A 23430-nucleotide genomic window follows, 5' to 3' on the forward strand; every position below is an offset into this window, starting at 1 on the left:
AGCCGACACCTATCCGAAGTGTTGGACAAGCCCAAGCCACCTTATATAAGTAAATATTGGAAATATCATGAAGGGTGATGACAAAAAGAAGTCGAGCGTTATCCTTGGTGTGAACCAATAACTTTAACACTCTGATTTATAATAAAATCCTCTTTATTTCTGCAGCGTGAAAGCCATTATCCTTATTATCTAACGTCGGTAATTAATGTGTCTGGTGATTTATCCAGTTGATGGGTAATGCGACGTAGAGCGCGACTATAAGCATCAATCGTAGCGGGACGTTTACCTTGCAAGGTGAGATGGGTAAGGTGTTGTTCATAAAGATAATCTGAACGATGTTGCTGTGCTTTATTCATGATAAATACTCCTTTTTTAAAGGTATATTTACCGTAGTCGAGCTTATGGGCTTTCACTCTGCCGCGAAGCGGCTTCGTTCAACAAGCAATTAGACAGGGATTAAAAGCAGTGGGCTCTTCGCTTCGCTCAATTTTAGCCCACTATTTTTAACCCGTTAATCGAGCGTTATGCATTCCCTTAACTCAGAATATAAGGATTGATTTATGAGTATTCAAAAAGTGGCAATTATTACAGGTGGCGGGCGAGGAATTGGAGCGGCTACGGCTCACCTTTTTGCGAAAGAAGGCTACGCTGTATGCATCAATTATAAATCCAATTCAGACTCAGCGAATAAATTAGCTCAATCAATAATGGCTGAGGGTGGAAAGTGCATTACTGTTCAAGCTGATGTTTCTTGCGAAGATGATGTGATCCGAATGTTTTCCACTGTTGACCGCGAATTAGGTGCAATATCAATTCTTGTTAACAATGCAGGGATCTTAAAAAAGCAATCACGCTTAGAAGATATGAGTGCCGAACGAATCAACTCAATACTTACTAATAATGTCACAAGTTATTTTCTATGCTGTCGAGAAGCAGTAAAGCGAATGTCGACACGAAATGGTGGTTTTGGTGGCGTAATTGTTAATGTTTCTTCTGGTGCTGCTCGTTCAGGTTCACCAAACGAATATATTGATTATGCAGCATCGAAAGGAGCAATTGATACTCTAACGAAAGGTTTATCATTGGAAGTTGCATCTGAAGGTATCCGAGTAAATTGTGTTCGTCCTGGGTTGATTCATACTGAAATGCATGCTGATGGTGGAGAGCCAGAGAGGATCGAAAGGTTAAAAAGTATAATTCCGCTTCAAAGAGGTGGGAAACCAAGTGAGGTTGCAGAAGCCATTTATTGGTTAGCCTCAGACAAATCATCATTTTCCACAGGAAACTACTTGGATTTAGCTGGTGGGCTGTAATGCATAACAAATGCATCAACACGATTTGCTACACTCGGCATTGTCAGTTTGCCTTTAGTTTCAGTGATTAAGGCAGTAAAATTCAGGTAAGTCTGTATAGTAGCAAACGTGTTATGCAGGCGTTAGGCTTTAGGGAGGAAGTTGTTAGTGTTAATACCACAATGGGAGTCAAAAAATTTAGTTTTCACTGAGTTTTTAAGTGATGAGGCGGAGCTAGCCAAGTCAATTTTTGACAGTAACTCAAATGTAAAAGCAATGGATCCAACGTTCAGAGAATGGCCCATCACAGAGTATGAAAAGTTAATAGCTGAAAGCAATAAGTCAAAATTACCTGACGAGCAAGGTGCATTTTACCTAAGAAAAATTAGCACAAAGAAAGGTCAAGTGGTTGGCTACATACAACTGGAGTTTCATGCTCCTTCAACTGGCACTCTTTGGCTTCCTATGTTAACAATTCTACCGAGTTTTAAAGGTAAAGGATTGGGTTCTGAAATAGTTAGTAGTGTTATCACCGTAGCATGTGAATACGCAAATCTACAAAATGTAGCTTTAAATGTTTATGCAGAAAACATTTCTGCTTTTAGGTTCTGGTACAGACAGGGTTTTACACAAATTAGATCTTTCGATAAAGAAATAGAACTTGGTAAGGAATACAACTGCTTAGTACTATATCGTGAGTTAAAAGCCTAACAAATAAGGATATGTGTCGCGAAGTCGACACCTATCCGAAGTGTTGGACAAGCCCAAGCTACCTTATTATAAGTAAATATTGGAAATAGCATGAAGGGGAATGCCAAAAAGAAGTCGAGCGTTATCCTTGGTGTGAACCAATAATATTAATACCCTGATTTATAATAAAATCCTCTTTAGTTCTGCAGCGTGAAAGCCATTATCCTTATTATTGAACGTCGGTAGTTAACGTGTCTGGCGATTTATCCAGTTGATGGGTAATGCGACGTAGCGCACGACTATAAGCATCAATTGTAGCGGGACGTTTACCTTGCAAGGTGAGATGGTTAAGGTGTTGTTCATAAAGATATTCTGAACGATGTTGCTGTGCTTTATTCATGATAAATACTCCTTTTTTAAAGGTGTATTTACCGTAGTCGATCTTATGGGCTTTCACTCTGCCGCGAAGCGGCTTCGTTCAACAAGTCGTTAAAAAGGACAAAAACAGTTGGCTTTTGCTCCTACGTCGCTAATTTTAGCCAACAATTTTTCGCCTCTTAACGAGGCGTTAGGTTAATCTACTTAAAGTACGGAGTGTAAAATGGAATTTATTCCCGTAAAAATTGAAATGGATGATACTCTCGATTTATGCATACAATTTCGACGAGATGCACATGCAGTAAGCTTTGGGAATGATGCCGGTTTTAGTGTTGATGAAACTAAAGCGTGGTTTACAAAGCTAAGTACATTTGATAATTCTGGCTTTTATCATGTTATCAAAAACAATGAGGTCATCGGTCAAATAGAATTTCGAAATGGCTTGATGGATGAGCAAGGTATAAAGTTTGGCTATATTAACTTGCTGTATTTGTTACCTGAATTTCGTAACAACGGTTTAGGTAAAAAACTAGTGGATTTCATATGTGCTCAGTTCAAAAACGAGCAATGTACATATGCACAGCTACGCTATATTCCTGCAAATTTGCAAGCCGTTAGTTTCTATCGCAAACATGGTTGGTTTGATGTCGGAGAGCTTGGTGAACGTGGGCAATTGGCAGAAAAACGATTAACCTAACAGATAAGGATATGTGTCGCGAAGCCGACACCTCTCCGAAGTGTTGGACAAGCCTAAGCCTCCTTATATAAGTAAATATTGGAAATATCATGAAGGGTGATGACAAAAAGCAGTCGAGCGTTATCCTTGGTGTGAACCAATAATATTAATACCCTGATTTATAATAAAATCCTCTTTAATTCTGAAGCGTGAATGCCATTATCCTTATTATTGAACATCGGTTATCTGGGTCGAAATGTTCCTCTTAATTGCATGATATGTTGGCAGCAGGGGCAAAAGAGTTGGGCTTTTATACGTACCGTTTTATTCGGTGAGGGCAACGTTAGTTACCCAGCTAACATGAACATAAATTGGATCAATAAAGCTGCGGTTATTACTCATATATCGATGTGAGCATCAGTATGTTTAGTACAGATGCTCACTTATTTCATCGCTAACATGAATGTTATCTGTGTATTAAGTTATTACCATCAGAACGCTTCAATGATAAAAAGGACACTGCAGAAATAACGGTTAGCAGGCCCATAGCGATGAATGTCTGGTGAAAATGAGTCATATCATTGCCAGCGTAATAGGTTGAGAAAAAGTGTAAAACACACGCGCAGATAGCAAGACCAAAACTAATTGAAAGTAGTTGGGTTACCGCTAGCATACTGTTGCCTGCACTTGCATGATTATCATCTAAATCAGCTAATGTTATGGTGTTCATTGCGGTAAATTGTGTTGCGCGAACAATGCCTAACGCAAACAGTAATGGTAGGGCTAACCATAGAGATAACTGGCCTGATATAAGGGCAAATGCCGCTGTAATAATACCAATAACTATAGTGACCCAAAATAATGTTTTGCGATAGCCTAGACGTTTAAGGGTTCTTTCGACATACGATTTACCTAATAATGCGCCAAAGGCTAAGGGTACCATCATTAACCCTGCATATAAGGCTGATGCTCCCATCCCAACTTGCAACATAAGTGGTATAAGAAAAGGAATAGCCCCTGTACCTAAACGAGAAAATATATTTCCACCGATACCAACAGAAAAAGTCCTAGTCTTAAAAAGTGATAAAGGAATAAGCACGTTTTGTTTTTTTGATGCGTAATAAATATAAGTAACAAGAAGAGTAAAACCAATTAATAAGGTTATAACTGGAATTAAAGCCGTCTCTGATTTAGTTAAAAGTTCAATGCCGCTTAAAAGAGTAATTAAACTTGAGCTAAATAGAATAAATCCCCAACCATCAAACTTACTCGCAGTTGAAGTAAAGTTAGGCATGTAGCGTTTGGTCATCCATAGTCCAATAATACCGACAGGGATATTTATTAAGAATATCCAATGCCAACTTGCATAAGTGACTAATACACCACCAAGTACAGGGCCGACAACAGGACCGATTAATCCCGGCATTGTTGCTAGGTTTAACGCGTGAACAAATTCATTACGTGGATAGCTCCGTAATAATGCTAAGCGTGCTACAGGCACCATCATTGCGCCACCAACACCTTGGAGAATGCGAGCCAGTACCAGTTGCGTTAATGTGCCAGATAATCCACACGCCAACGAACCGAGTGTAAATAAGCCTACAGCCCAGCCAAATATAATGCGGGTGCCAAATCTGTCAGCAAGCCAGCCACTAATAGGAATTAAGATCGCAACAGTCAGAGTGTAGCTAATGATGGTTAGCTGCATCGTTAAGGGCGATTCATGTAAGCTTTTCGCCAATGAGGGGATGGCTGTATTAATTATTGTGGCGTCAAGGGTCTGCATAAAAAAAGCAATACCCGCAATCCATGGTAGCCATGTCAGTTGTTTTGATGGTTTCACCATAGTCACCTCATTAATGGTAACGATATTCCGCGCGCAGAGTAGCCAGAAGCATAAAACAGTGGAGAGGAAATAACGAAGGTTATACGTAATGTATTATGACTATATCAGTTGTAACTTAACCTGAAGTGAATCGCGTAAACATGCTTATTACGGTATAACATAATCGAAAATATGCAGCTAAACTGGTGTTGGGAATATGAAAAGGAGAATCGGTCAATGAATAGAAAACGGATTTTTGTTATCGCATTTATGGTGCCTATTATTTACGGCATAATTTGGTTTTTATCTCTGTACGTAAGTACGGATCTTAATCATTTGTTTTATGAAAACCATATCGTCTTTTTGTATTTAGCTTTGCCATGGTCGTTCTTTACGATAGAAGTTGGCGCAATGTGTAGTGCCTATACCAGCAGTTATATCTGCAATCCACTTACTATTTTATTAATAAGCATTGGTTTTGCTGTAAATGTTGTTGTTAGTGCGATTGTGTTAGGTGGGTTGGGTAAGATGCTTAAAAGATAAGATTCTGATTGTTAATAAGTTAATGGTTTTTAAGAATAAAAAAACGACTGTGGTAAAACAGTCGTTTGCTAGAATTTGAAGACTAAACGAAGTTTATTCTGGTACGTATTCTAATGGGGCTTCTAAGTCTTTAAGTACCATTTTTTGAATATTAATTCCTAACATCATGATGATTAAACACCAATTGAGGAAAGGGAGTTTGCCTGTTTGAATGCTTTCAACAAACTTACTTGGGTTCCAACTAAATAATTCACAAATATTCTGCGCTGTCATTTCTTCAAATAGGCCGCTATCAATTAGCTTGGCAAATTGTTCGTTGGTTGGGCATACAAAAGTATTACGAGCACCAAATGCTGATGGTTTGAATAAGCGTAATACGCGACGAATATCCTCAACTGGGATCACTTTGCCATTAGTTGCAATGCTTTGTTTGCCAATTAATGCCGCTAAGAAACACCAACATGGGTATGGAATAGTCGACACATTGAAAGGTTCTTTTTTGTATTTCGCTGTCCAGCTACTTACATTCTTCTCTTGCAAACCAGTGACTAACGCTAACTTCTTTGCATCATAGCCATGATCTTTCAGTAGGTTAATGATTTCAGCGACTTCTGATACGAAAGGTTTTGTCCAATTTTCGTATGAGGTAAATACATTTTCTCTAATCAAAATGCTATTCCAATATGGGATTCAATAGATTGGCGCTGATCATACGTGTTCACACGACGATGTCCATTAATATCCCATCACCTTGTTAAAATCCTTAATCAATTACCAATTAAATTTGTTATTTCATCTAGTTAGCTGGCTGGCTTGGAACTCAGTTCTTGGATTACCTTCAGATCATCAGCAGCTAAAGTGAATGAGTCACTAAGCTCTATAGTTTTATTGCTTTCTTTCTTGGCGTTAACAAGTGTGGCGGTGTAGTGAATTTTTGCACTATGTGTTGTTTTATTAATATATTCTAGATCTAACACGATACCTGATGCTCGTGCTTTATCGATAATATAATGCCCATCCCAAGTTAAGTTGGCATCAATATTTTTATTTTTTTGATTGAAGTTTTGGGTATTTTGACCTGCAAGTAAGGTTTGAAGGCTGTGTTGATTTAGTGAAATAGTTAAGTAATGTTCGGTGTCTTTTGACAAGATAATACTGACTGCTGGGGTGTTGTTTAAGTCGAAGTCAGTGGCAATGCCGACGTGAGTTAATGTACCGTGGATTTGGTGATCGTGTTGCTGATTACATCCAGTGAGTAATACGGTGGCAAGTAAAACACTCGCGATGGTTATTCCTTTCATACTATCTCCTCTGTGACGCACTGTATTGTGCCGTTAGCAAAACTAACTCTTTGAGGATATAGACTTTATTGTATGTTATGTCAGTAGATTGTGTGAATTACACGTTGCTTTCTTATTATTAGGTTAGATGATGAAAGAGTAAAAGAGATAATTCCTGTAAGAACACTAGCCATAGTGCGCAAATTTAATGGTATATGACATCTTATTATTCGCCTATTGATGGATGGAATTAAAAACAAAACCCAAGAAAATAGAATAAGGCATAGAAACAAATAAAGCCGATCACAAAACCAATGAGATGGTGTATGAATGAAGGTATCTCCGGTTTATGTTTGCGTGCTTTGTTTTTAGTTACACGGTAACATGCAAGGGCGATCAAAAAGATGATGGTGACAGCAAGGATATAAAATACGTTTTGTTGTGGCTGTGATTGCGTAGATTCTGCTAGTGCAAGGGGAGAAAAAAGAGCAACACTCGTAAGAAGATAAGATAGTTTCATTGTGGTTTACTCATAAGAAATAAAACTTACGTTAAAACTAACTGCTATTAGCGGCAATCATTGTTATTACAAGCTGTTATTGCATAAGTGTATGTTAAGCAGATAAAAAAATATCGGCGTCCTGCCGATATGTAAGTAATAAGAGATTGGCGTCCTTGCCAATTTAAGAGAGCTTTATAATTTTGCGTTAAATGCTTTTTTAAGTTCGTTACGCTCTTCAGTCACTAGCGCTAATTCATTTTTTACGCGTTTAAGTTCTTCGTGAATATTTTCATGAACGGGTGCATCAATAACGATATCTTTACCGCTTTGTGAGCGAACGATAACGTGTGAGCGTCCTGCAAACAGTGCTAAGAATCCCCATACCACACAGACGGCAAGTGTCATATATAGTGGTGCTTCCCAGCTATGTGTCGATTCATGTAGCGAGCCAAAAATAATAGGGCCAGTTGCTGCAAGTAAGTAACCCATACATTGTGCCATACCTGATAGTGCGGCTGCTTGGTGGGCATCATGAGTACGAATACCAACAAATGACAGGCCAAGAATAAAACCACCACCACAGCTAAAGCCAAAGCAAATTACCCAGATTAATGCGTGTTCCGGCATCATAAGTAGGCCAAGAATACCGATGAAGGCTAAGACAGCCATCGCAAAGCTCATTGCACGTTTGTCTTTCATTTTTGCCATAAGTGGAATAAGCACGAGTGCTGGTATGGCAGTTGAAAGCTGTAATACACCATGTAAGTAACCCGCTTGGTTCTCTGTGTAGCCGTTATCAATTAGGATACTTGGTAACCAACTGATAAAGATGTACATGATAAAAGAGTTTAAGCCTAAAAAGATGGTAACTTGCCATGCTGCCGCTGAACGCCATAGGTAGCTATGGCTATCAATATCAGCCGTATCAGCTGAAGGGCGAGTGTGACCTGATAATTGTGGCAACCATACAATAATTGAAATAATAGGGAAGATCAGTACGGTTGCTAAAGCAAATGCCCAATGCGGAATTGCCGTAATGCCCATTGAACCTGCTAGGTTCATCATTGGAATAGCCGTACTTGAACTTAACGTTGAGCCAATACCCATGATTAATACATAGACAGCAGTCAAAGTCGTGACTTTTGTTGGGAAGTCTCTTTTTAGTAAGCTTGGCAGTAATACGTTACCAATCGCAATACCGATACCGATAATGCATGTACCTAAAAATAGCATTAAGGTTGAGCCACCGGAACGGATAAGCACACCACCACCAACAAGAACCAGAGCTATCATAAGAGATGGCTCTAAGCCGATTTTACGTGCAAGGCCAGATGATACCGGTGAAAATAGGGCAAAGGCCAACAGAGGCAAAGTAGTTAACATACCGGCTTGTGTTGCACTTAAACCTAAATCTTGTGAGATGAACTCTAGAATAGGTCCTAATCCTGTAAGTGGCGCACGTAGGTTACTTGCAATAAGTAAAATACCCAGGATAACCAATGCTGGTCGTGCAACTTTAGGGACTGTTTTTTTATTTTTATGTGACATAGCTCTCTCCTTAAATCTTTAATGACATAATACCTCTCCTAATTTTTTCTGTATTAAGTTATATTGACAGTAGATATCTAAATTCGGACAAATTATGAAGTACAGTATCCATTTCCCTGAGTTTGACTCCGATCTTTATCCACAAAAGGTCGTTGCATTGCGCCTATCTGGGTTAGAGAAGGATGAAGAAATCCCAGTCCATCAACACCGTAAAGGACAACTTGTTCTTCCTTTAAGTGGTTTTGTTCGTTGTAAAATTGCTGACGCTATCTGGATGGTTCCCGCGAATTGCGCAGTTTGGATCCCAAGCCAAGTACCTCATAGTAATAGTGTTTCTCCTGATGCCGATACTTGTATGCTATTCGTTGATCCAGATGTAGTTGGAATGCCATCTAAAGCGTGCACATTATCTATTTCTCCACTTTTACGTGAGCTTATTGTTCGTTTAACAGAATCCGATCTCTCCTATACATCCGAATGTAAAACCGCAAGGTTAGTGGATGTGTTGATTGATGAATTAACGAGCATGCCATCTGAACATTTTGATTTTCCAATTCCGACTGAGAGTCGATTACACAGTATTGCTTTAGAGCTCATTAATAACCCAAGCGATCGCAGTACTGTTGGTGAATGGGCAAGTAAATATGCGATGAGTGAAAGAACCTTGGCGCGTTTAGTGAAGCAGGAATTAGGATTAACCTTTGGTAATTGGCGTGGACAGCTTCATATTGTGATTGCATTGCAAAAACTGTCATCAGGGGAGCCTGTACAGCGAGTATCAGAAGATTTAGGCTACGAATCAGTAAGCGCCTTTATTACTTTCTTTAAAAAAACCCTCGGACGACCGCCTAAGCAATACATTAAAAAACGGATTAATGATTAAATTTTTAGATATGTGCTTATATCGAGATTTAGACTTGATTTTAGCCAAGGTAAAGAGTCCGCTTTTCATTCATATGACAAAACCAGATGGGGGCTATGTCTCGTTGGCTGGCCTTTCACGTAAAATCGATTTCTCTCTCTGAATGGATTTATCAATCAGAGCATTCGCTAATCCTTCACATGTTAGAAGAGCGAAAAGCCTTAACTTTGTGAACGGTGATGGTTTCGGTTGGTATTCCGATCGCGTGTAACAGTACAAATAACACTGCGCCAGCGATATATTAAGCAGCAGTTAGGCTGTGTGACATTGGCTTCTGAACCATTAGAGTAAACGAATGATTAGCTTTTAATACCTAGGCAACAAATTCTGCATATTGATCATATTCACTCACTGACTGTTTATGAGCTAATTATGGATGAATCTGCTGTTACATATTCGAATTTATCCCTTCTTCATTAGACAACATTTTTCATTAGCTGATCTCTTTGCTTCGATTAAGTGATATCGCAGTGCCGACGAGTAAACTCAGTCGAAGAGGTGAGCAGTGAAAGTGATGCTTTTTCTCATTATTGTACCTATTACCACGAATTATAGAGACGTTAACCTGCCAAATAGACGGCTATTGCTGCATGATTATCTACTGTATTTTGTAATACCAGATGGGGAATGGTTAGAGCAATAAAGACTTTCGATGTTTGGTAATTATTATCCTATCAATACAGCCTGTATAATAAATATTCAATTTTTTATCGTTAATCAAAATTTGTAATATAAATATGTAACGTCATGATCTACCAATTAAAAAGCTATGCAATGATAGATTGCATGGTCTTTTTATTGAAAATAAAGGAGTTTTTGACTGGTCTTTATGCTTTTTAGCTGCTAATCTCTCGTCCCTCACAAACAACGTGAGATATTTATGCCAAGTAATGCATGTCAAATAGCTGATAGTAACAACACATCTTTGAACTCAGATTCTTCTCGTTTTGAAGCAAAACTAGTTCCAATTCTAACTATTGGTTTCATTTCCTTATTCATTTTTGCTGCACTGGCTGATATGTCCAGCTTTACAGCATTAATTCAAACTAGCTTTGAATCTGCAGCCAATGCTTTTGGTTATAGCTGGCAGATCTTAATGCTGGTTAACTTTCTTATTGCTTTAGCCATTGCTTTTAGCCCTTTGGGTAAAAAGGTGATGGGAACCGTGAAAAAACCAACAATCGGTACTTTTCGTTGGTTAGCGATGATCATGTGTACTTTATTAGCGGGTGGTGGCGTATTTTGGTCTGCCGCTGAGCCAATTTACCATTTCATTACACCACCGCCGACATTTGAAGGTGTTGTTGGATCTACACAACAAGCTGTCGACCCTGCACTGGGTCAAGCGTTCTTACACTGGGGCTTTTTAGCGTGGGCTGTATTGGGCACGTTGGCAACTATTGTATTAATGTATGCACACCATGAACATGGCGTAAAATTACGTCCGCGTGCTTTGCTTTTTCCTATCTTTGGAAAGAAGTTGGAAGATCATTGGTTCGGTAGTGTAATTGATGCTTGCTCAATTATTGCCGTTGCCGCAGGTACAATTGGCCCTATTGGTTTCCTAGCATCGCAGTTAGGTTATAGTTTAGAGTTGCTAACAGGGCTTGAAAATAACGTTCAATCTCAGTTAATGATCCTTGCCGTCGTTGTGTCTATTTATTCTCTTTCTGCTGCGTCAGGAATGGATAAAGGTCTACAGTGGCTATCACGCTTAAACGTGATTGGTGCGTTTGGACTATTACTAGCAATGCTATTCTTAGGCCCAACGAAATTTATTTTAACTGAGTTTGGTAGCGCGTTTGGTGATTACATTCATCATTTTGGCGAGCTAAGCTTAGCGAATGATAAGCCTTCTTGGAATGTATGGTGGACATGGTTCTTCTGGGGTTGGTTTATCGGTTTTGCACCGATGATGGCAATCTTTATTGCACGTATTTCAGAAGGGCGTAGCATTCGTGGTTTAGTTCTTGCGGTTGCGATTGGTGCGCCTATCGTGACGAATTTCTGGTTCGCTGTATTAGGTGGTACTGGTATTTTCCTTGAGCTACAAACACCGGGTGTAATTTCTGGCCCACTGAATGACGGTGGTTTACCGGCGGTATTATTAGCATCACTGTCTAACTTGCCATTAAGCGGTATTTTATTACCTGCGTTTCTTGTGTTGACGACAACCTTTGTTGTTACCACGGGTGATTCAATGGCATATTCGATTGCGATGGTGGTTTCTGGTGATAATGAACCTGATAGTAAGCATCGTTTGTTCTGGGCGATCACTATGGGTGTGGTTGCTGCGGTATTATTGCTTGCAGGTGACGGTGGCTTAAATGCACTGCAATCGTTCATTGTGATCACTGCTGTCCCTGTTTCTATCTTGATTGCGTTCACATTGATCAGTGGCCCAATCGCTGCATACAGAATGACATGTGCAACAAAACAAGTGGCTGCATAATACGGTATATCACCTATTGATGTTGACATTCCGTAAATGAAAAACGCCCGATATTGCTGTTAGAAATAACATGCGCTATCGGGCGTTTTTTATTACGGACTATAAGGTTTGTTAGAAATGACAAGCAAAGCCAAGGTTATACCGTATCAATCTGTCCATCTTTCGCTTTCGCTTTACAACGTTTGACTAACTGTAATGTCATGCCTCTAAAAATGAATAGGTGTGCAGGCATCATAGCGAACCAGTATAAAAGACCTTTAAAACCTTTCGGGTGCCACCATGCTCGAATATCCACTGAGCGGTGATCACCATGATCATTAATGGTAAATTCTAATCGTCCTAAACCTGGCGCTTTCATCCCAAACAGGAGTGATAAGAAATGGTTTTCTTCAAGACTGATCACCTTCCAAGAGTCAATGCGATCGCCCAATTGTAAATGTTGAGGATCACGGCGATAACGTTCTAGAGCATTACCACCAATCATCGAATCCATCCATTCACGAATACGCCATAGACTGTTGGCAAAAAAGTAACCTTCTTTTCCACCAACGAGCTGAACTTGTTGCCATAAATCTTCAGCACTCGCATCGGTTTTTAACGTGTAGCCCGCTTGTTTAGGGTAATAGCCATAATTAGATTTCCAGCGCGATAATGCATCAGGGTCAAATCCCCAAATCTCACTATCAATAATCTCATCATTCATCTCTAATGCTTCTGATACCGCATCATCGTAACTGATTAAGACTTGTGGGATGTATTGCTGTAACTTGCTTCCATCAGCTGGTAAATCATATTGCAACCCGTTGATCAATGCTCTTGCAATATTGGTCGGTACTGAGGTAATAAAACGTAGCCAATAAGTTGCCATAGCTGGACTTAAGAATTTAAGCGGTATCACGCGAATTTTCTTATTAAGCAGTGTACCTAAACGTACCATTTGATCACGGTAGGTAAGTTGTTCTGGTCCTGCAACATCAAAAATGAGGTTTTCATTATTAGGCTTTTTAATCAGCTCAGTTAAATAAAATAACAAGTTTCTAAGCGCAATTGGAGAATTGCGAGAACTGACCCACTGTGGTGTTAGCATCACAGGTAGATGACTTACAAAATCGCGCATCACTTCAAAAGCGGCAGAGCCAGGACCGATAATGATACCTGCACGTAATTCGACGATAGTTTTGCCACTATTGCGAAGAATATTACCTGTTTCTTTACGAGCTAGCAGGTGAGTTGAAGCTGCATCTTCAGATTGTAGCGCGCCTAAGTAGATAACCTGCTTAACCTGACTATGTTCTAAATATTGGCTAAAGTGGCGTGCGCAGTCTAATTCAAAATCAATAAAATCATGACCATGGTTCATACCATGTACAAGGAAGAAAACGATATCAACACCGTGAAAGAGATCCGTAAGGTCACTATCATCATTGAGATCAAGGTAAATTAATTCAAGATTATCAAGATCATTCCAGCCACGCTTTCTTAGCAATTGTAAGTTGCGTCCTGTGGCTTTAACGTGATGACCTTGATTTAGCAATTCTGGCACTAAATGGCTACCCACATAGCCTGATGCGCCGACCACTAGAATTGTTTGTTTCATTACCTCATTGCTCCATTTCCTTATGGTGTGACTTAAGAAGAGTTATCGTAGATATAAAGATTTATATTTTTGTTAATTGTAACCAAGTTCAGAATAATAGGTATGGCATCAAGTTATTTTCGCGATTAGCATAACATTTCACGTCAAATTGATTATCTATCAGTATGCTTTATTTTAGATAATTACTCTGCTTTATCACGACAGTTTATCAGTAAATTTTACCAATGGTTACTCGATAATAACTATTATATTATCGATTGTTGTTATTAGGGATTATTGCAATGCCGACACTCATTCTTCAACAATTTGATCGAGGCTTCCTTCGTTCGCTATTTTGGATTGCTTTACCTATTGCGTTGCAGTCAATGTTGTTTTCAAGTCGAAGTCTTGTCGATATTTTGATGTTAGGCCAGTTAGGGAATGCCCAAGTAGCCGCTGCTGGTATTGCAGGTAAAGCCTTTTTTGTTGCCATTATCATGTTATTTGGCGTCTCGACAGGCGGTGCGATGTTGACTGCTCAATATTGGGGTGCGAATAATAAGCAAGGAGTACGAGAAGCAACAGCCTTAACCGTGATGATCAGCGGTTGTTTTGCTTCAGTCGCAGCGGCACTGTTTTTATTTGCGCCAGAATGGATCATGGGCCTTGCGACACAATCGCCAAAAGTTATCGCGTTAGGTTCTGATTATTTACGTATTACGGCATTTAACTTACTCGGCGCGGCATTTGGTATTGGTATCGCTGTGGGTTTACGTTCGATGCACCAGCCCGGTGTTAGTACCTTTTTTAGTGCGATTGGTATTGGTGCCAATATGTTCCTTAATTGGGTATTTATTTTTGGTAAATTTGGTTTGCCAGCGATGGGGATCAAAGGTGCTGCATGGGCAACGTTGCTTAGTGGTGGTATTGAACTGATATTACTGGCCTCTTATTTATATGGGCGAAAACATTTATTAGCGTTTAATTTACAAACGGTTGTAGCTGTTTGTAATAAAAAAGATATTCAGCGTTTTCTTAAACTATCATTACCGATTACATTTAATCACCTTGCATGGGCGGGGGGAATTTTTGTTTACCATGCGATTATAGGGCAATTAGGTGTAAATGGGCTTGCTGCAATGTCGGTGATCACGCCGATTGAGTCACTGTCACTTGCAATGCTGATCGGTATTTCAAATGCGTCAGCTGTATTTATCGGCAATTTACTCGGTGCCAATAAAAATGATGAAGCCTATTTAAAGGCGTGGGCATTCTCGTTACTTAACTTAGGTTTTGCTTTATTAACGGTATGTGTGATGTTTTTAATTAAACAGCCGTTATTAAGCTTATTTTCAGGATTAACAGAAGATGTACGCGCGTTAACTGATCATTTCTTTGATATTTTTGCAGTTATTCTGGTGTTAAAAAGTATTCCAATGGTAATGATTGTTGGTGTATTACGAGCTGGTGGTGATATTAAGTTTTGCTTCTATCAAGATATTATTGCGCAATGGATGATCGGTATTCCCGTCACCGCATTCTGTGCATTTGTTTTACATTGGCCGATAGAGTGGGTTTATGCTTTATTAGGTTTAGAAGAGCTAATTAAATGGTTTGCATCATCATTTCGTGTACATTCACGACGTTGGATGAATAATTTAGTGGCTTAAATATACGGCCTAAAAGAAGAGGTTGACTCCCGCTTATTTAGGCCATTTTTAGTCTGATAACATGACTTTATTTATTCTGCTAAGTACCAATATCCAAGGTTTATAAGCTGAGTAAGTAGCGTTAATACGGCAGGGTGATGAATGGCATTGCCTAGAGATTCAGCAGTCACGACTTGCTCATTACAAAACTGTTTTGCGGTCTCTGCACATTCATCGGGTAATGCGTATTGTTCACCATTGATGAAGATGATCTCAGGTTGAGCATCATGATAAAACGCACGTAAGCCGCTAATGCGATTAAAGCTATCGCCATTCATTAAGCATTGATAGGTTTCTTCATTACTCCACTCAGGATCAGACGGAACAATATCTAACTCGTGACGATTTTGGCTTAAATGTTCGCCCATCCATTGTTTTAACAAATGCGGGTGATCAAGCAAACTGCGCATCATGGTTTCAAGATCATGGTAATCTTGCTCTGAAATTGCACCATTACAACGACGGGTAGAGAGGGCTGGATTGTGGTAGTGGACATCACCAATATCATTTGAAATCACGAAATCAGCAAAGGTACTTAATAACTCTTGTTTTTTAGGTGAACGGAAACCGACAGAAAAGCTCATGGATGTTTCCACAGAATAGCCATCATGTGGGAAACCAGGTGGAATATATAAAATATCTCCCGTTTCTAACACTTCATCAATGATTGGCTCAAAACCTTTAATCTGGCGTAATGCCGAATGACGAAACTCTTCCTCATAATCATCGCGTTTCTCACCCACACGCCAATGACGTTTTCCCGAACCTTGAACAATAAATACATCATACTGGTCAATATGAGGACCAACACCGCCACCGGGGGTTGAATAGCTGATCATTAAATCGTCAAATAACCAGCCTGGAAGTTGACGAAAAGGAGTGACTAATTGTGCAGCACCTTCATGCCAATGATTAGCGGCTTGTACGATGAACGACCAATTCTCTTCTGGCGTATTATCGAAGGTTAATGGTCCATGCAGGACTTCCCATTGGTCATCTTTTTTTGCAATGTAGCGAGAATCAACTTCTTCTTCCATCGCAAGCCCCGCTAATTCGTCAGGGCTGATAGGATCGACAAAGTGCTTAAAGCCACCTTTAATAATGGTTGGCTTTTTTTGCCAATATTGGGTGAGAAATTCTTCTAGGGAGAACGTTAATTGATACATTCGCAAGCTACTGATTATGAAATAGGCGATGAGTATAACGTAATTAAAAAACATCGACGGATTTTTATGTTGCTAAGTGTCATAGATATGTAAATACAATCTGGAATTAACGTCTTTATATTCATGATAACAGATGAAATAACAGAAAATATATTGACGTTAGGCATGGTTACAAATTCACAGTATAAGTTATAATTTTTTTATAAAAGTTAAGATTGTTAATAATAAGTTGCTTAAGTTAAGTGATACTATTTATCGCGACTTTGACAATTGAAATAACTTTAATGACAGTGCTATTTGCTGTAAATTTGCCGCGTAAATGCGTGACGTATTTATTTAGTTATTTTAATCAATTGCTCAAATTTTAAGTAGTTGATGTGATTTCAAATGTTGGTGATATAAATGTTACGACTCGCAGGACTCTGCAAAGGATACCGTGACGGCTCCGAATTTCATTTTGTGCTTCAAGGAACGAATTTAGATCTTGAACCCGGTGATCAAGTTGCGTTAATGGGTGAAAGTGGTTCAGGTAAAAGTACGTTATTAAACCTAATTGCAGGGCTAGATACTCCTGATGAAGGGGAGATTTGGCTGGGCAACACACCCATACATTCTATTTCAGAGCGAGAACGAACGGCCTTTAGGCGTGATAATATTGGCTTGGTTTTCCAGCAATATAATTTATTACCGACATTAACCGTTGCTGATAATATTAAATTTTGCCGTCAGCTTAAGGGATTAGCGTCAGATGATAAGTTATGGCGTCAATTGATCTCTGCATTAGATCTTATGCCGTTGTTAGAGCGTTATCCTGAAGAAATATCAGGAGGGCAGCAACAGCGTGTAGCGATTGCACGTGCTATTTATATGGAGCCTAAGATCCTGTTAGCCGATGAGCCAACGGGTAGCCTTGACGAACGCAATGCTGAAGCCGTTATTCGGTTACTTCTATCTCTCACAAAAAAACTTCACTGCACCCTACTTGTTGTAACACACAGTAAGAAAGTCGCATCACACATGCAAGGCCATGTTCGTCTGCAGGGAGGGCAACTTCATGTTACGCCCCGTAGTTAATGCGTTATGGGGGCATTATCGACGTCACCCGTTTCAAATTGTTCTTGTATGGTTAGGCCTAACGTTAGGTATTGCCTTACTTGTTGGCGTTATGGCCGTAAATCAGCAAGCCAAAGAAAGTTACCGCGAAGGTGAACAACTTTTTTCTAATCCTTTCCCTTATCGCATTCGCCACGTACAAATGGGGATGAAAGTCCCACAGGGTTTTTATATTCAAATGCGCCGAGCAGGATTGAAAACTTGCTCGCCGATGGAAGAATATCGCATCGTGACTGATCAGCAACGTGACTTTCAATTGCTAGGTATTGATCCCGTTACAATGATGTCTGTGTCAGGTTCAAATGGATTAGATGAAGGTAAGGTAGAACTGCTGAAATTGATGCGTCCACCTTATCCGATCATGATAGGTCAACAGCTCGCAAATTATATTGGCTTGTCTGATGGCAGTATGATCACGTTAGATTCTGGAAAAAAAATCGGTCCAGTCGAGATTATTCAAGACAAAAGAATGAATCAACCTCGTATGATTGCTGATATTGCATTGTTGCGAGAATTGAACCCAAGTTCTGGTTTCACTGCTGTTGTTTGCGGGGAGATGAGCCGAAAACAATTAAGTAAGTTAACTCATATTCTTCCTCCAGGATTAACCTTAGAACGGAAACAAAGTGCGAAATTAGAGCCCTTAACTAATGCATTTCACTTAAATTTGTTTGCAATGGGCATGCTATCGTTTGTGGTTGGGTTATTTATTTTCTATCAAGCGATGTCACTATCTTTTGCTCAGCGCCAGCCTTTAGTCGGTGTGTTACGTCAATTAGGCGTCACCAGTGGACAAATCGCGAAAGCGTTAGTTTTTGAATTAATTGCTTGGATTGTTTTAGGCTTGATTGGCGGTAATTTATTGGGCTTGTTATTAGCTCAGCAATTACTGCCTAGTGTCGCTGCATCTCTCAATGATCTTTATAGTGCTAACGTTAGCTTGCAAATTCAGTGGCATTGGATGTGGGGACTGGCAAGTTTAGCCATTGCTTTCTTTGGTTGTGCGTTTGCCTGTACTTGGCCTTTGATCCGGTTAGTGAGATCGCAACCATCACGGCTCGCAGCTCATTTGTCTTTAATTCGCTTTAGCGGTCGAGAATTTGCGTGGCAAGCATTGTTTTCAGGTATCTTCATGTTGATTGCCTTTGGCATCTATCAACTGCCTCATGGACAACTAGCTGGCTTTGCGCTGATTGCATTTATCTTGATTGCTTCAGGCTTATTCATGCCATATCTGATGTGGAAATTGTTTTTATGGCTCGGCAAGCTTTGTCGCTCGGCACAATTACGATGGTTTTTTAATGATGCCGCGGCAAGTTTGAGCTATCGAGGTGTTGCTGCGATGGCATTTATGCTGGCTTTAGCATCAAATATTGGTATGGAAACCATGGTAGGTAGCTTTAGAAACACTACTGAAAGTTGGCTAGAGCAACGGTTAGCCGCTGATATTTATATACGTCCATCAATGAATATGGCACCACGTATCTCTAAGTGGTTACAAGACCAACCAGAAGTTGCGCAAGTTTGGTGGAGCTGGCAAAAAGAAACGCCGTCTGACGCTGGTACTATTCAAGTCATGAGTATTGGTGATACTTCTGGCGAGAAAAAAGCGTTAGTCGTTAAAAAAACAGCTTATGACTATTGGAAGACACTGCATAAAAGCCGCTCGGTTATGGTGAGTGAGTCTATAGCACTTAAAAATCATTGGGATGTCGGAGATATCATTAATTTGCCCGCACCGATGAATAAAGGTTGGAAAATTGTCGGTATTTATTATGACTATGGTAACCCTTATGGTCAGGTATTAATTTCACAGTCTAAGTGGCAGCGTTTCTGGCCCCATTCTGGGCAAGTTGGATTAGCGATTCACCTTAATAAGAACGCAAACCCAGATAAATTACTTGCCGATCTTGGTGCTCGTTTCCGTTTACAACCTGAACGTATTCGTAATAATGCAGCCTTGATGAAAGAGGCGATGGGGGTTTTTGATCGCACGTTTGTTGTGACCTCAACACTGGGACATTTAACCTTGTTCATTGCGATATGTGGTTTATTTTTTGCCACAATAGCAGGGGAAGTATCACGTCAACGTCAGTTTGCGTTGCTACGTTGCATGGGAATGACTGGTCGAGAGCTGGCGTTACTTGGTGGTGGGCAGTTGCTGTTTATTGGCGTGATGACGTCGTTGATAGCATTGCCGTTAGGCTTGTTTCTTGCCCAGCTATTAATTGATGTGGTGCTTAAATATTCCTTTGGTTGGACAATGCCAGTGCAATATTTCCCTGTGGATTATTTGACGACATTGGGTACTGCCTTATTAGCCCTGTTAGTGGCTGGAGCCTGGCCTGTTTGGCGTTTGGTTCGTCGCTCTGCAATCTTGTCTTTAAGGGAGTCATTCTAATGAAGATGTCATTAATATGGCTCTGTCGCGTTGTAGTTACCCTAACGTTAGCGTTGCTTTTAAATGCTTGCGATAACCAAAAACCACCGAGCAAATCTGTGGAATCACTAACTCAATCAACCGACTATGTGTTTGAGCCTGTAGTGAAAGGTAACAAGCTACAATTTCCTAAAGATTATGGTTCACATCCTGAATATCGTGCTGAATGGTGGTATTTCACCACTAACCTTGAATCTGAAAGTGGCAAGCAAATAGCGTTGCAATGGACATTATTCCGAATGGCGACGGGGGATGAAGAAACCAAAGGTTGGAAAACGCCACAAATGTATATGGCGCATGCGGTGATCACAACTGATAAGAAAACATGGCGAGCAGAGCGTTTTGCTCGTGGTGGTATAGGCCAAGCAGGGGTGATATTAAGCCCATTTCGAGCATGGTTAGATAATTGGACATGGCGCTCAAAAGATAATTCACCGTTTCCCGGTCGACTTGAATTTGCCGATGATAATATGAAAGCGATTTTAGATATCACACAAGCGGGAACGATAGTTTTGCAGGGGGATAATGGCTATAGCCGTAAACATCCACTGCTAGATATTGCCTCTTATTATTACAGCGCACCCTTTTTGAATGTAAAAGGGATGTTAGAGCTTGATGGCGAAACCTATCGCGTAAAAGGCCAAGGTTGGTTTGATCGTGAATGGAGTAGCAGTATGCTTAGCTTACAGCAGCAGGGATGGGATTGGTTCTCTATTCACCTTGATGATGGCAGTGCATTGATGGTTTCTCAACTACGTGAACACGGTGAAAAGCCTTACTTTTTTGGTTCTCGTTCATGGAAAAATGGTAAAGTGGTTAAGCTTGATAACCACCAGATCCGCATGAAACCGATTAAATATTTTTCCGTTAAAGGAAAGCAGTTCCCGTTAATATGGGAAATCGAGATACCATCACAATCCATAAAGATTAAAACAACAGTTGTTCGTCGAGAACAGTGGTTACCTTTTATTTTCCCTTATTGGGAAGGACCTATTCGGGTCAGTGGTAGTCATAAAGGAAAAGGCTTTATGGAGCTTACCGGATACGAATAATATTGATAAAAGCCGACTCGTTCGGCTTTTTTCTTATCTGATATTTGTGAACAAGATCTAAGTTTAAATTCAAGGCACTGTTACTGTGATATTTTACTTGAAAGTGAGAGATTATTTGTGGAAATAAAAGCGCAATGCCAGTGTGGTCAGGTTTCTTATGTATTAAAAAATAAGCCATTAAAAGTCTTTGCTTGTCATTGCAAAGAGTGCCAAAAACTATCAACTAGCCCATTTAGTATTACAGCGGTGATTGCTGTAGAAGATATTACATTTAGTGGTGAATTAAAAATGTGGAGTCGTGAAGCCGATAGTGGCAACACCAATACGGCGGTATTTTGCCCTGAATGTGGTAATCGTATTTATCATTTTAACCCTGATGATCGCTCTACAGTTAAGCTTAAACTTAAGCCTGTTGCTTGCGTTGACGATGTTATGTTCAAGCCACAAATGCATGTTTGGGTAAGTGAAAAAGTGAGCTGGTATCAATTACCTGAAAATGTACCGTGTTATCCAAAGCAGCCACACTAAGCCCATTTAAAAGAGGTTTTAATGAATTTTACTTCTATTGATGATGGTGAAATCTTGCTGTTAGCAACACCTATAATGGATAATTTAATGGATGCGTCAACAAGGCAAGATCATTCAGCACACGTTCGCGATTTTACTCCGCGATTAAAGGCTATTGTGACGAAAGATTACCTTAAACAAGTGTGCGAACAATACCAATCGGAAAAAGGCTTTTTTACTGAACGCTTTCCTGTTGCAGTGTTTAAAAGACCTGACTCTGTTGTTATTGTGTGGAAGCAATTTTTCAGCAAAGCAGAAGGTGAGTTTATGGCTGAAATGATATTAGTTTGCCAAGAAGACCGTATTCTTTGCGACCATGTTATGGTGCTTTAGTCTCTCAATTTAAATCTTATCTGGCATGAGCAGTGAATGGTGCGTTTAGCGATATAATACGCATTCATTTAGTAATGTGTTGTATTCATGCCAAAATTTAACTTACATCGTCCGGATTATGTGACCTCCATGTTAGGTCAGCTTTCTTCTTCGCAATTACATCAACGCCTTGATCCCATAGTAAAACAATTAACAAAAAAGTTACCGCGTAACCCATATATCAGTGATCGTATCATCGCCAAACGCTGGGAAGTGTTGAATAACATTAACTCTCAAACTATTTTGTATGATACCGAAACTCAGCAACAACAGCATTGCTACGAAAAGAACATAGAAAACTTTATTGGCTCAGTAAAGTTGCCGTTAGGTATTGCAGGTCCTTTAAAAGTGAATGGTCTATTTGCTAGTGGTGAGTACTTTGTGCCATTAGCAACAACAGAAGCGGCATTAGTTGCATCTTATCATCGTGGGGCTCTTCTGATCAGTGAAGCAGGAGGAGCAAGTGCTATATTGTTAAATGAAGGCGTAACACGAGCACCAGGTTTTGCGTTTGAATCACTTGTACAGGCGAGCAAATTTATTACTTGGGTCACAACACAATACGATACTTTTAAAACGATTGCAGAATCAACCACGCGCTACGGTAAGCTATCAGACATTAATTTGAGCATGGAAGGTAATCATGTTTACTTGGTATTTGAATATCTAACCGGTGACGCATCTGGTCAAAACATGGTGACGATTTCAACTAATGCCGTTTTTGAATATATTCTTGCTAATACACCGATTAAACCTGTTGAAGCCTTTCTAGACTGTAATTTATCTGGTGATAAAAAAGCAACGGCACAAACGTTGCGTTCGGTTCGTGGGAAGAAAGTGACTGCTGAAGTACATTTAAGCCGTGAGCTAGTGAAGAAATATCTTCATACGACCCCTGAAAAAATGGTCGACTTTGGCAAAATGACCACAGTAGGCGGTGCGTTAAGCGGTACTATCGGTGTTAATGCACATTATGCGAATGCGCTTGCTGCATTTTATATTGCATGTGGGCAAGATGCGGCATGTGTTGCGGAATCTTCTGTTGGTATAACGCGAATGGAACTAAATCAACATGATGTGCTTTGCGTATCGGTGACATTACCCAATTTAATGGTAGGGACTGTAGGTGGAGGAACACATCTCCCTAGCCAAAAAGCGTGTTTAGAACTATTAGGTTTATATGGAAGTGGCCACTCTCAAGCATTAGCGGAAGTGTGTGCCGTTTTATGTTTAGCCGGTGAACTTTCAATTATTGGAGCTTTTTGTTCAGGCCATTTTGCCAAAGCGCATCATCGGTTAGCACGATAAGCTTAATTAGATGGTATAT

Annotated in this window: 19 protein-coding genes and 2 pseudogenes; 13 read left to right on the forward strand and 8 right to left on the reverse strand. The window is 39.9% G+C overall.

Annotated elements, in window-relative coordinates:
• Positions 1 to 197: 197 nt before the first annotated feature.
• A pseudogene (locus tag C9J46_RS08485) lies at positions 198 to 356 on the reverse strand (integrase); the annotation flags it as partial.
• A gap of 204 nt (positions 357 to 560) precedes the next feature.
• Between C9J46_RS08485 and C9J46_RS08490 the strand changes: the two are divergent.
• Both C9J46_RS08490 and C9J46_RS08495 read left to right on the forward strand, forming a co-directional pair.
• On the forward strand, positions 561 to 1313 hold the full coding sequence (locus tag C9J46_RS08490) for an SDR family oxidoreductase (protein WP_107247909.1): 753 nt from the start codon (positions 561 to 563) through the stop codon (positions 1311 to 1313).
• Between the two features lie 147 nt (positions 1314 to 1460).
• Positions 1461 to 2003: an N-acetyltransferase gene (locus C9J46_RS08495; protein WP_199187152.1), complete on the forward strand. Its 543-nt coding sequence runs from the start codon at positions 1461 to 1463 to the stop codon at positions 2001 to 2003.
• Positions 2004 to 2223: 220 nt separating this feature from the next.
• Here C9J46_RS08495 and C9J46_RS08500 read toward each other — a convergent pair.
• Positions 2224 to 2382: pseudogene (locus C9J46_RS08500) on the reverse strand (phage integrase N-terminal SAM-like domain-containing protein); the annotation flags it as partial.
• 201 nt (positions 2383 to 2583) lie between these two features.
• On the opposite strand from C9J46_RS08500, the gene C9J46_RS08505 reads away from it, so the two are divergent.
• Positions 2584 to 3057, forward strand: a complete 474-nt coding sequence (locus C9J46_RS08505; protein WP_107247675.1) for a GNAT family N-acetyltransferase — start codon at positions 2584 to 2586, stop codon at positions 3055 to 3057.
• 445 nt (positions 3058 to 3502) lie between these two features.
• On the opposite strand, the gene mdtD is transcribed toward C9J46_RS08505, so the two are convergent.
• On the reverse strand, positions 3503 to 4882 hold the full coding sequence (mdtD, locus tag C9J46_RS08515; protein ID WP_107290766.1) for a multidrug transporter subunit MdtD: 1380 nt from the start codon (positions 4880 to 4882) through the stop codon (positions 3503 to 3505).
• 216 nt (positions 4883 to 5098) lie between these two features.
• Here mdtD and C9J46_RS08520 point away from each other — a divergent pair, with 216 nt between their 5' ends.
• Positions 5099 to 5404, forward strand: a complete 306-nt coding sequence (locus C9J46_RS08520; RefSeq protein ID WP_107290767.1) for a hypothetical protein — start codon at positions 5099 to 5101, stop codon at positions 5402 to 5404.
• 93 nt (positions 5405 to 5497) lie between these two features.
• Here the strand turns inward: C9J46_RS08520 and C9J46_RS08525 are convergent, their stop codons facing one another.
• The 3 genes from C9J46_RS08525 to C9J46_RS08540 form a co-directional block, all read right to left on the reverse strand.
• The gene (locus C9J46_RS08525) at positions 5498 to 6073 is read right to left on the reverse strand and encodes a hypothetical protein (RefSeq protein ID WP_107288015.1); all 576 of its coding nucleotides are present in this window, start codon (positions 6071 to 6073) and stop codon (positions 5498 to 5500) included.
• A gap of 131 nt (positions 6074 to 6204) precedes the next feature.
• Positions 6205 to 6705 carry a hypothetical protein gene (locus C9J46_RS08530; protein ID WP_107290768.1) on the reverse strand — a complete coding sequence of 167 codons (501 nt, stop codon included), beginning with the start codon at positions 6703 to 6705 and terminating at the stop codon, positions 6205 to 6207.
• Between the two features lie 673 nt (positions 6706 to 7378).
• Positions 7379 to 8734 (reverse strand): CynX/NimT family MFS transporter, encoded by a 1356-nt coding sequence (locus tag C9J46_RS08540; RefSeq protein WP_107288013.1) that lies wholly within the window; start codon positions 8732 to 8734, stop codon positions 7379 to 7381.
• 94 nt (positions 8735 to 8828) lie between these two features.
• On the opposite strand from C9J46_RS08540, the gene C9J46_RS08545 reads away from it, so the two are divergent.
• Both C9J46_RS08545 and C9J46_RS08550 read left to right on the forward strand, forming a co-directional pair.
• The gene (locus C9J46_RS08545; RefSeq protein ID WP_107290769.1) at positions 8829 to 9617 is read left to right on the forward strand and encodes a helix-turn-helix domain-containing protein; all 789 of its coding nucleotides are present in this window, start codon (positions 8829 to 8831) and stop codon (positions 9615 to 9617) included.
• A 919-nt stretch (positions 9618 to 10536) separates the two neighbouring features.
• On the forward strand, positions 10537 to 12108 hold the full coding sequence (locus C9J46_RS08550) for a BCCT family transporter (protein WP_107208233.1): 1572 nt from the start codon (positions 10537 to 10539) through the stop codon (positions 12106 to 12108).
• Positions 12109 to 12244: 136 nt separating this feature from the next.
• Here C9J46_RS08550 and C9J46_RS08555 read toward each other — a convergent pair whose 3' ends face one another.
• Positions 12245 to 13705: an SDR family oxidoreductase gene (locus tag C9J46_RS08555; protein ID WP_107208234.1), complete on the reverse strand. Its 1461-nt coding sequence runs from the start codon at positions 13703 to 13705 to the stop codon at positions 12245 to 12247.
• Positions 13706 to 13986: 281 nt separating this feature from the next.
• Here C9J46_RS08555 and C9J46_RS08560 point away from each other — a divergent pair, with 281 nt between their 5' ends.
• Positions 13987 to 15354: an MATE family efflux transporter gene (locus C9J46_RS08560; protein WP_107247670.1), complete on the forward strand. Its 1368-nt coding sequence runs from the start codon at positions 13987 to 13989 to the stop codon at positions 15352 to 15354.
• Positions 15355 to 15425: 71 nt separating this feature from the next.
• Here C9J46_RS08560 and C9J46_RS08565 read toward each other — a convergent pair whose 3' ends face one another.
• Positions 15426 to 16559 (reverse strand): cupin domain-containing protein, encoded by a 1134-nt coding sequence (locus C9J46_RS08565; protein WP_107208236.1) that lies wholly within the window; start codon positions 16557 to 16559, stop codon positions 15426 to 15428.
• A gap of 402 nt (positions 16560 to 16961) precedes the next feature.
• Between C9J46_RS08565 and C9J46_RS08570 the strand changes: the two genes are divergently transcribed.
• The 6 genes from C9J46_RS08570 to C9J46_RS08595 all read left to right on the forward strand — a co-directional run bounded on the left by C9J46_RS08570 (position 16962) and on the right by C9J46_RS08595 (position 23411).
• On the forward strand, positions 16962 to 17633 hold the full coding sequence (locus tag C9J46_RS08570; RefSeq protein ID WP_105060132.1) for an ABC transporter ATP-binding protein: 672 nt from the start codon (positions 16962 to 16964) through the stop codon (positions 17631 to 17633).
• Complete coding sequence (locus C9J46_RS08575) at positions 17614 to 20073, forward strand: ABC transporter permease (RefSeq protein WP_107208237.1); 2460 nt, start codon at positions 17614 to 17616, stop codon at positions 20071 to 20073. The genes C9J46_RS08570 and C9J46_RS08575 overlap by 20 nt, the downstream gene beginning before the upstream one ends.
• Positions 20073 to 21164 carry a lipocalin-like domain-containing protein gene (locus C9J46_RS08580; protein ID WP_107290770.1) on the forward strand — a complete coding sequence of 364 codons (1092 nt, stop codon included), beginning with the start codon at positions 20073 to 20075 and terminating at the stop codon, positions 21162 to 21164. The genes C9J46_RS08575 and C9J46_RS08580 overlap by 1 nt, the downstream gene beginning before the upstream one ends.
• A gap of 117 nt (positions 21165 to 21281) precedes the next feature.
• Complete coding sequence (locus C9J46_RS08585; protein WP_107290771.1) at positions 21282 to 21692, forward strand: GFA family protein; 411 nt, start codon at positions 21282 to 21284, stop codon at positions 21690 to 21692.
• A 21-nt stretch (positions 21693 to 21713) separates the two neighbouring features.
• Positions 21714 to 22064, forward strand: coding sequence for a hypothetical protein (locus C9J46_RS08590; RefSeq protein WP_107290772.1), 351 nt, complete (start codon positions 21714 to 21716; stop codon positions 22062 to 22064).
• Positions 22065 to 22151: 87 nt separating this feature from the next.
• The gene (locus C9J46_RS08595; RefSeq protein ID WP_107208241.1) at positions 22152 to 23411 is read left to right on the forward strand and encodes a hydroxymethylglutaryl-CoA reductase; all 1260 of its coding nucleotides are present in this window, start codon (positions 22152 to 22154) and stop codon (positions 23409 to 23411) included.
• Positions 23412 to 23430: the final 19 nt, after the last annotated feature.

This window comes from Photobacterium sp. GB-36, assembly GCF_003026135.1.
Lineage (GTDB): Bacteria > Pseudomonadota > Gammaproteobacteria > Enterobacterales > Vibrionaceae > Photobacterium.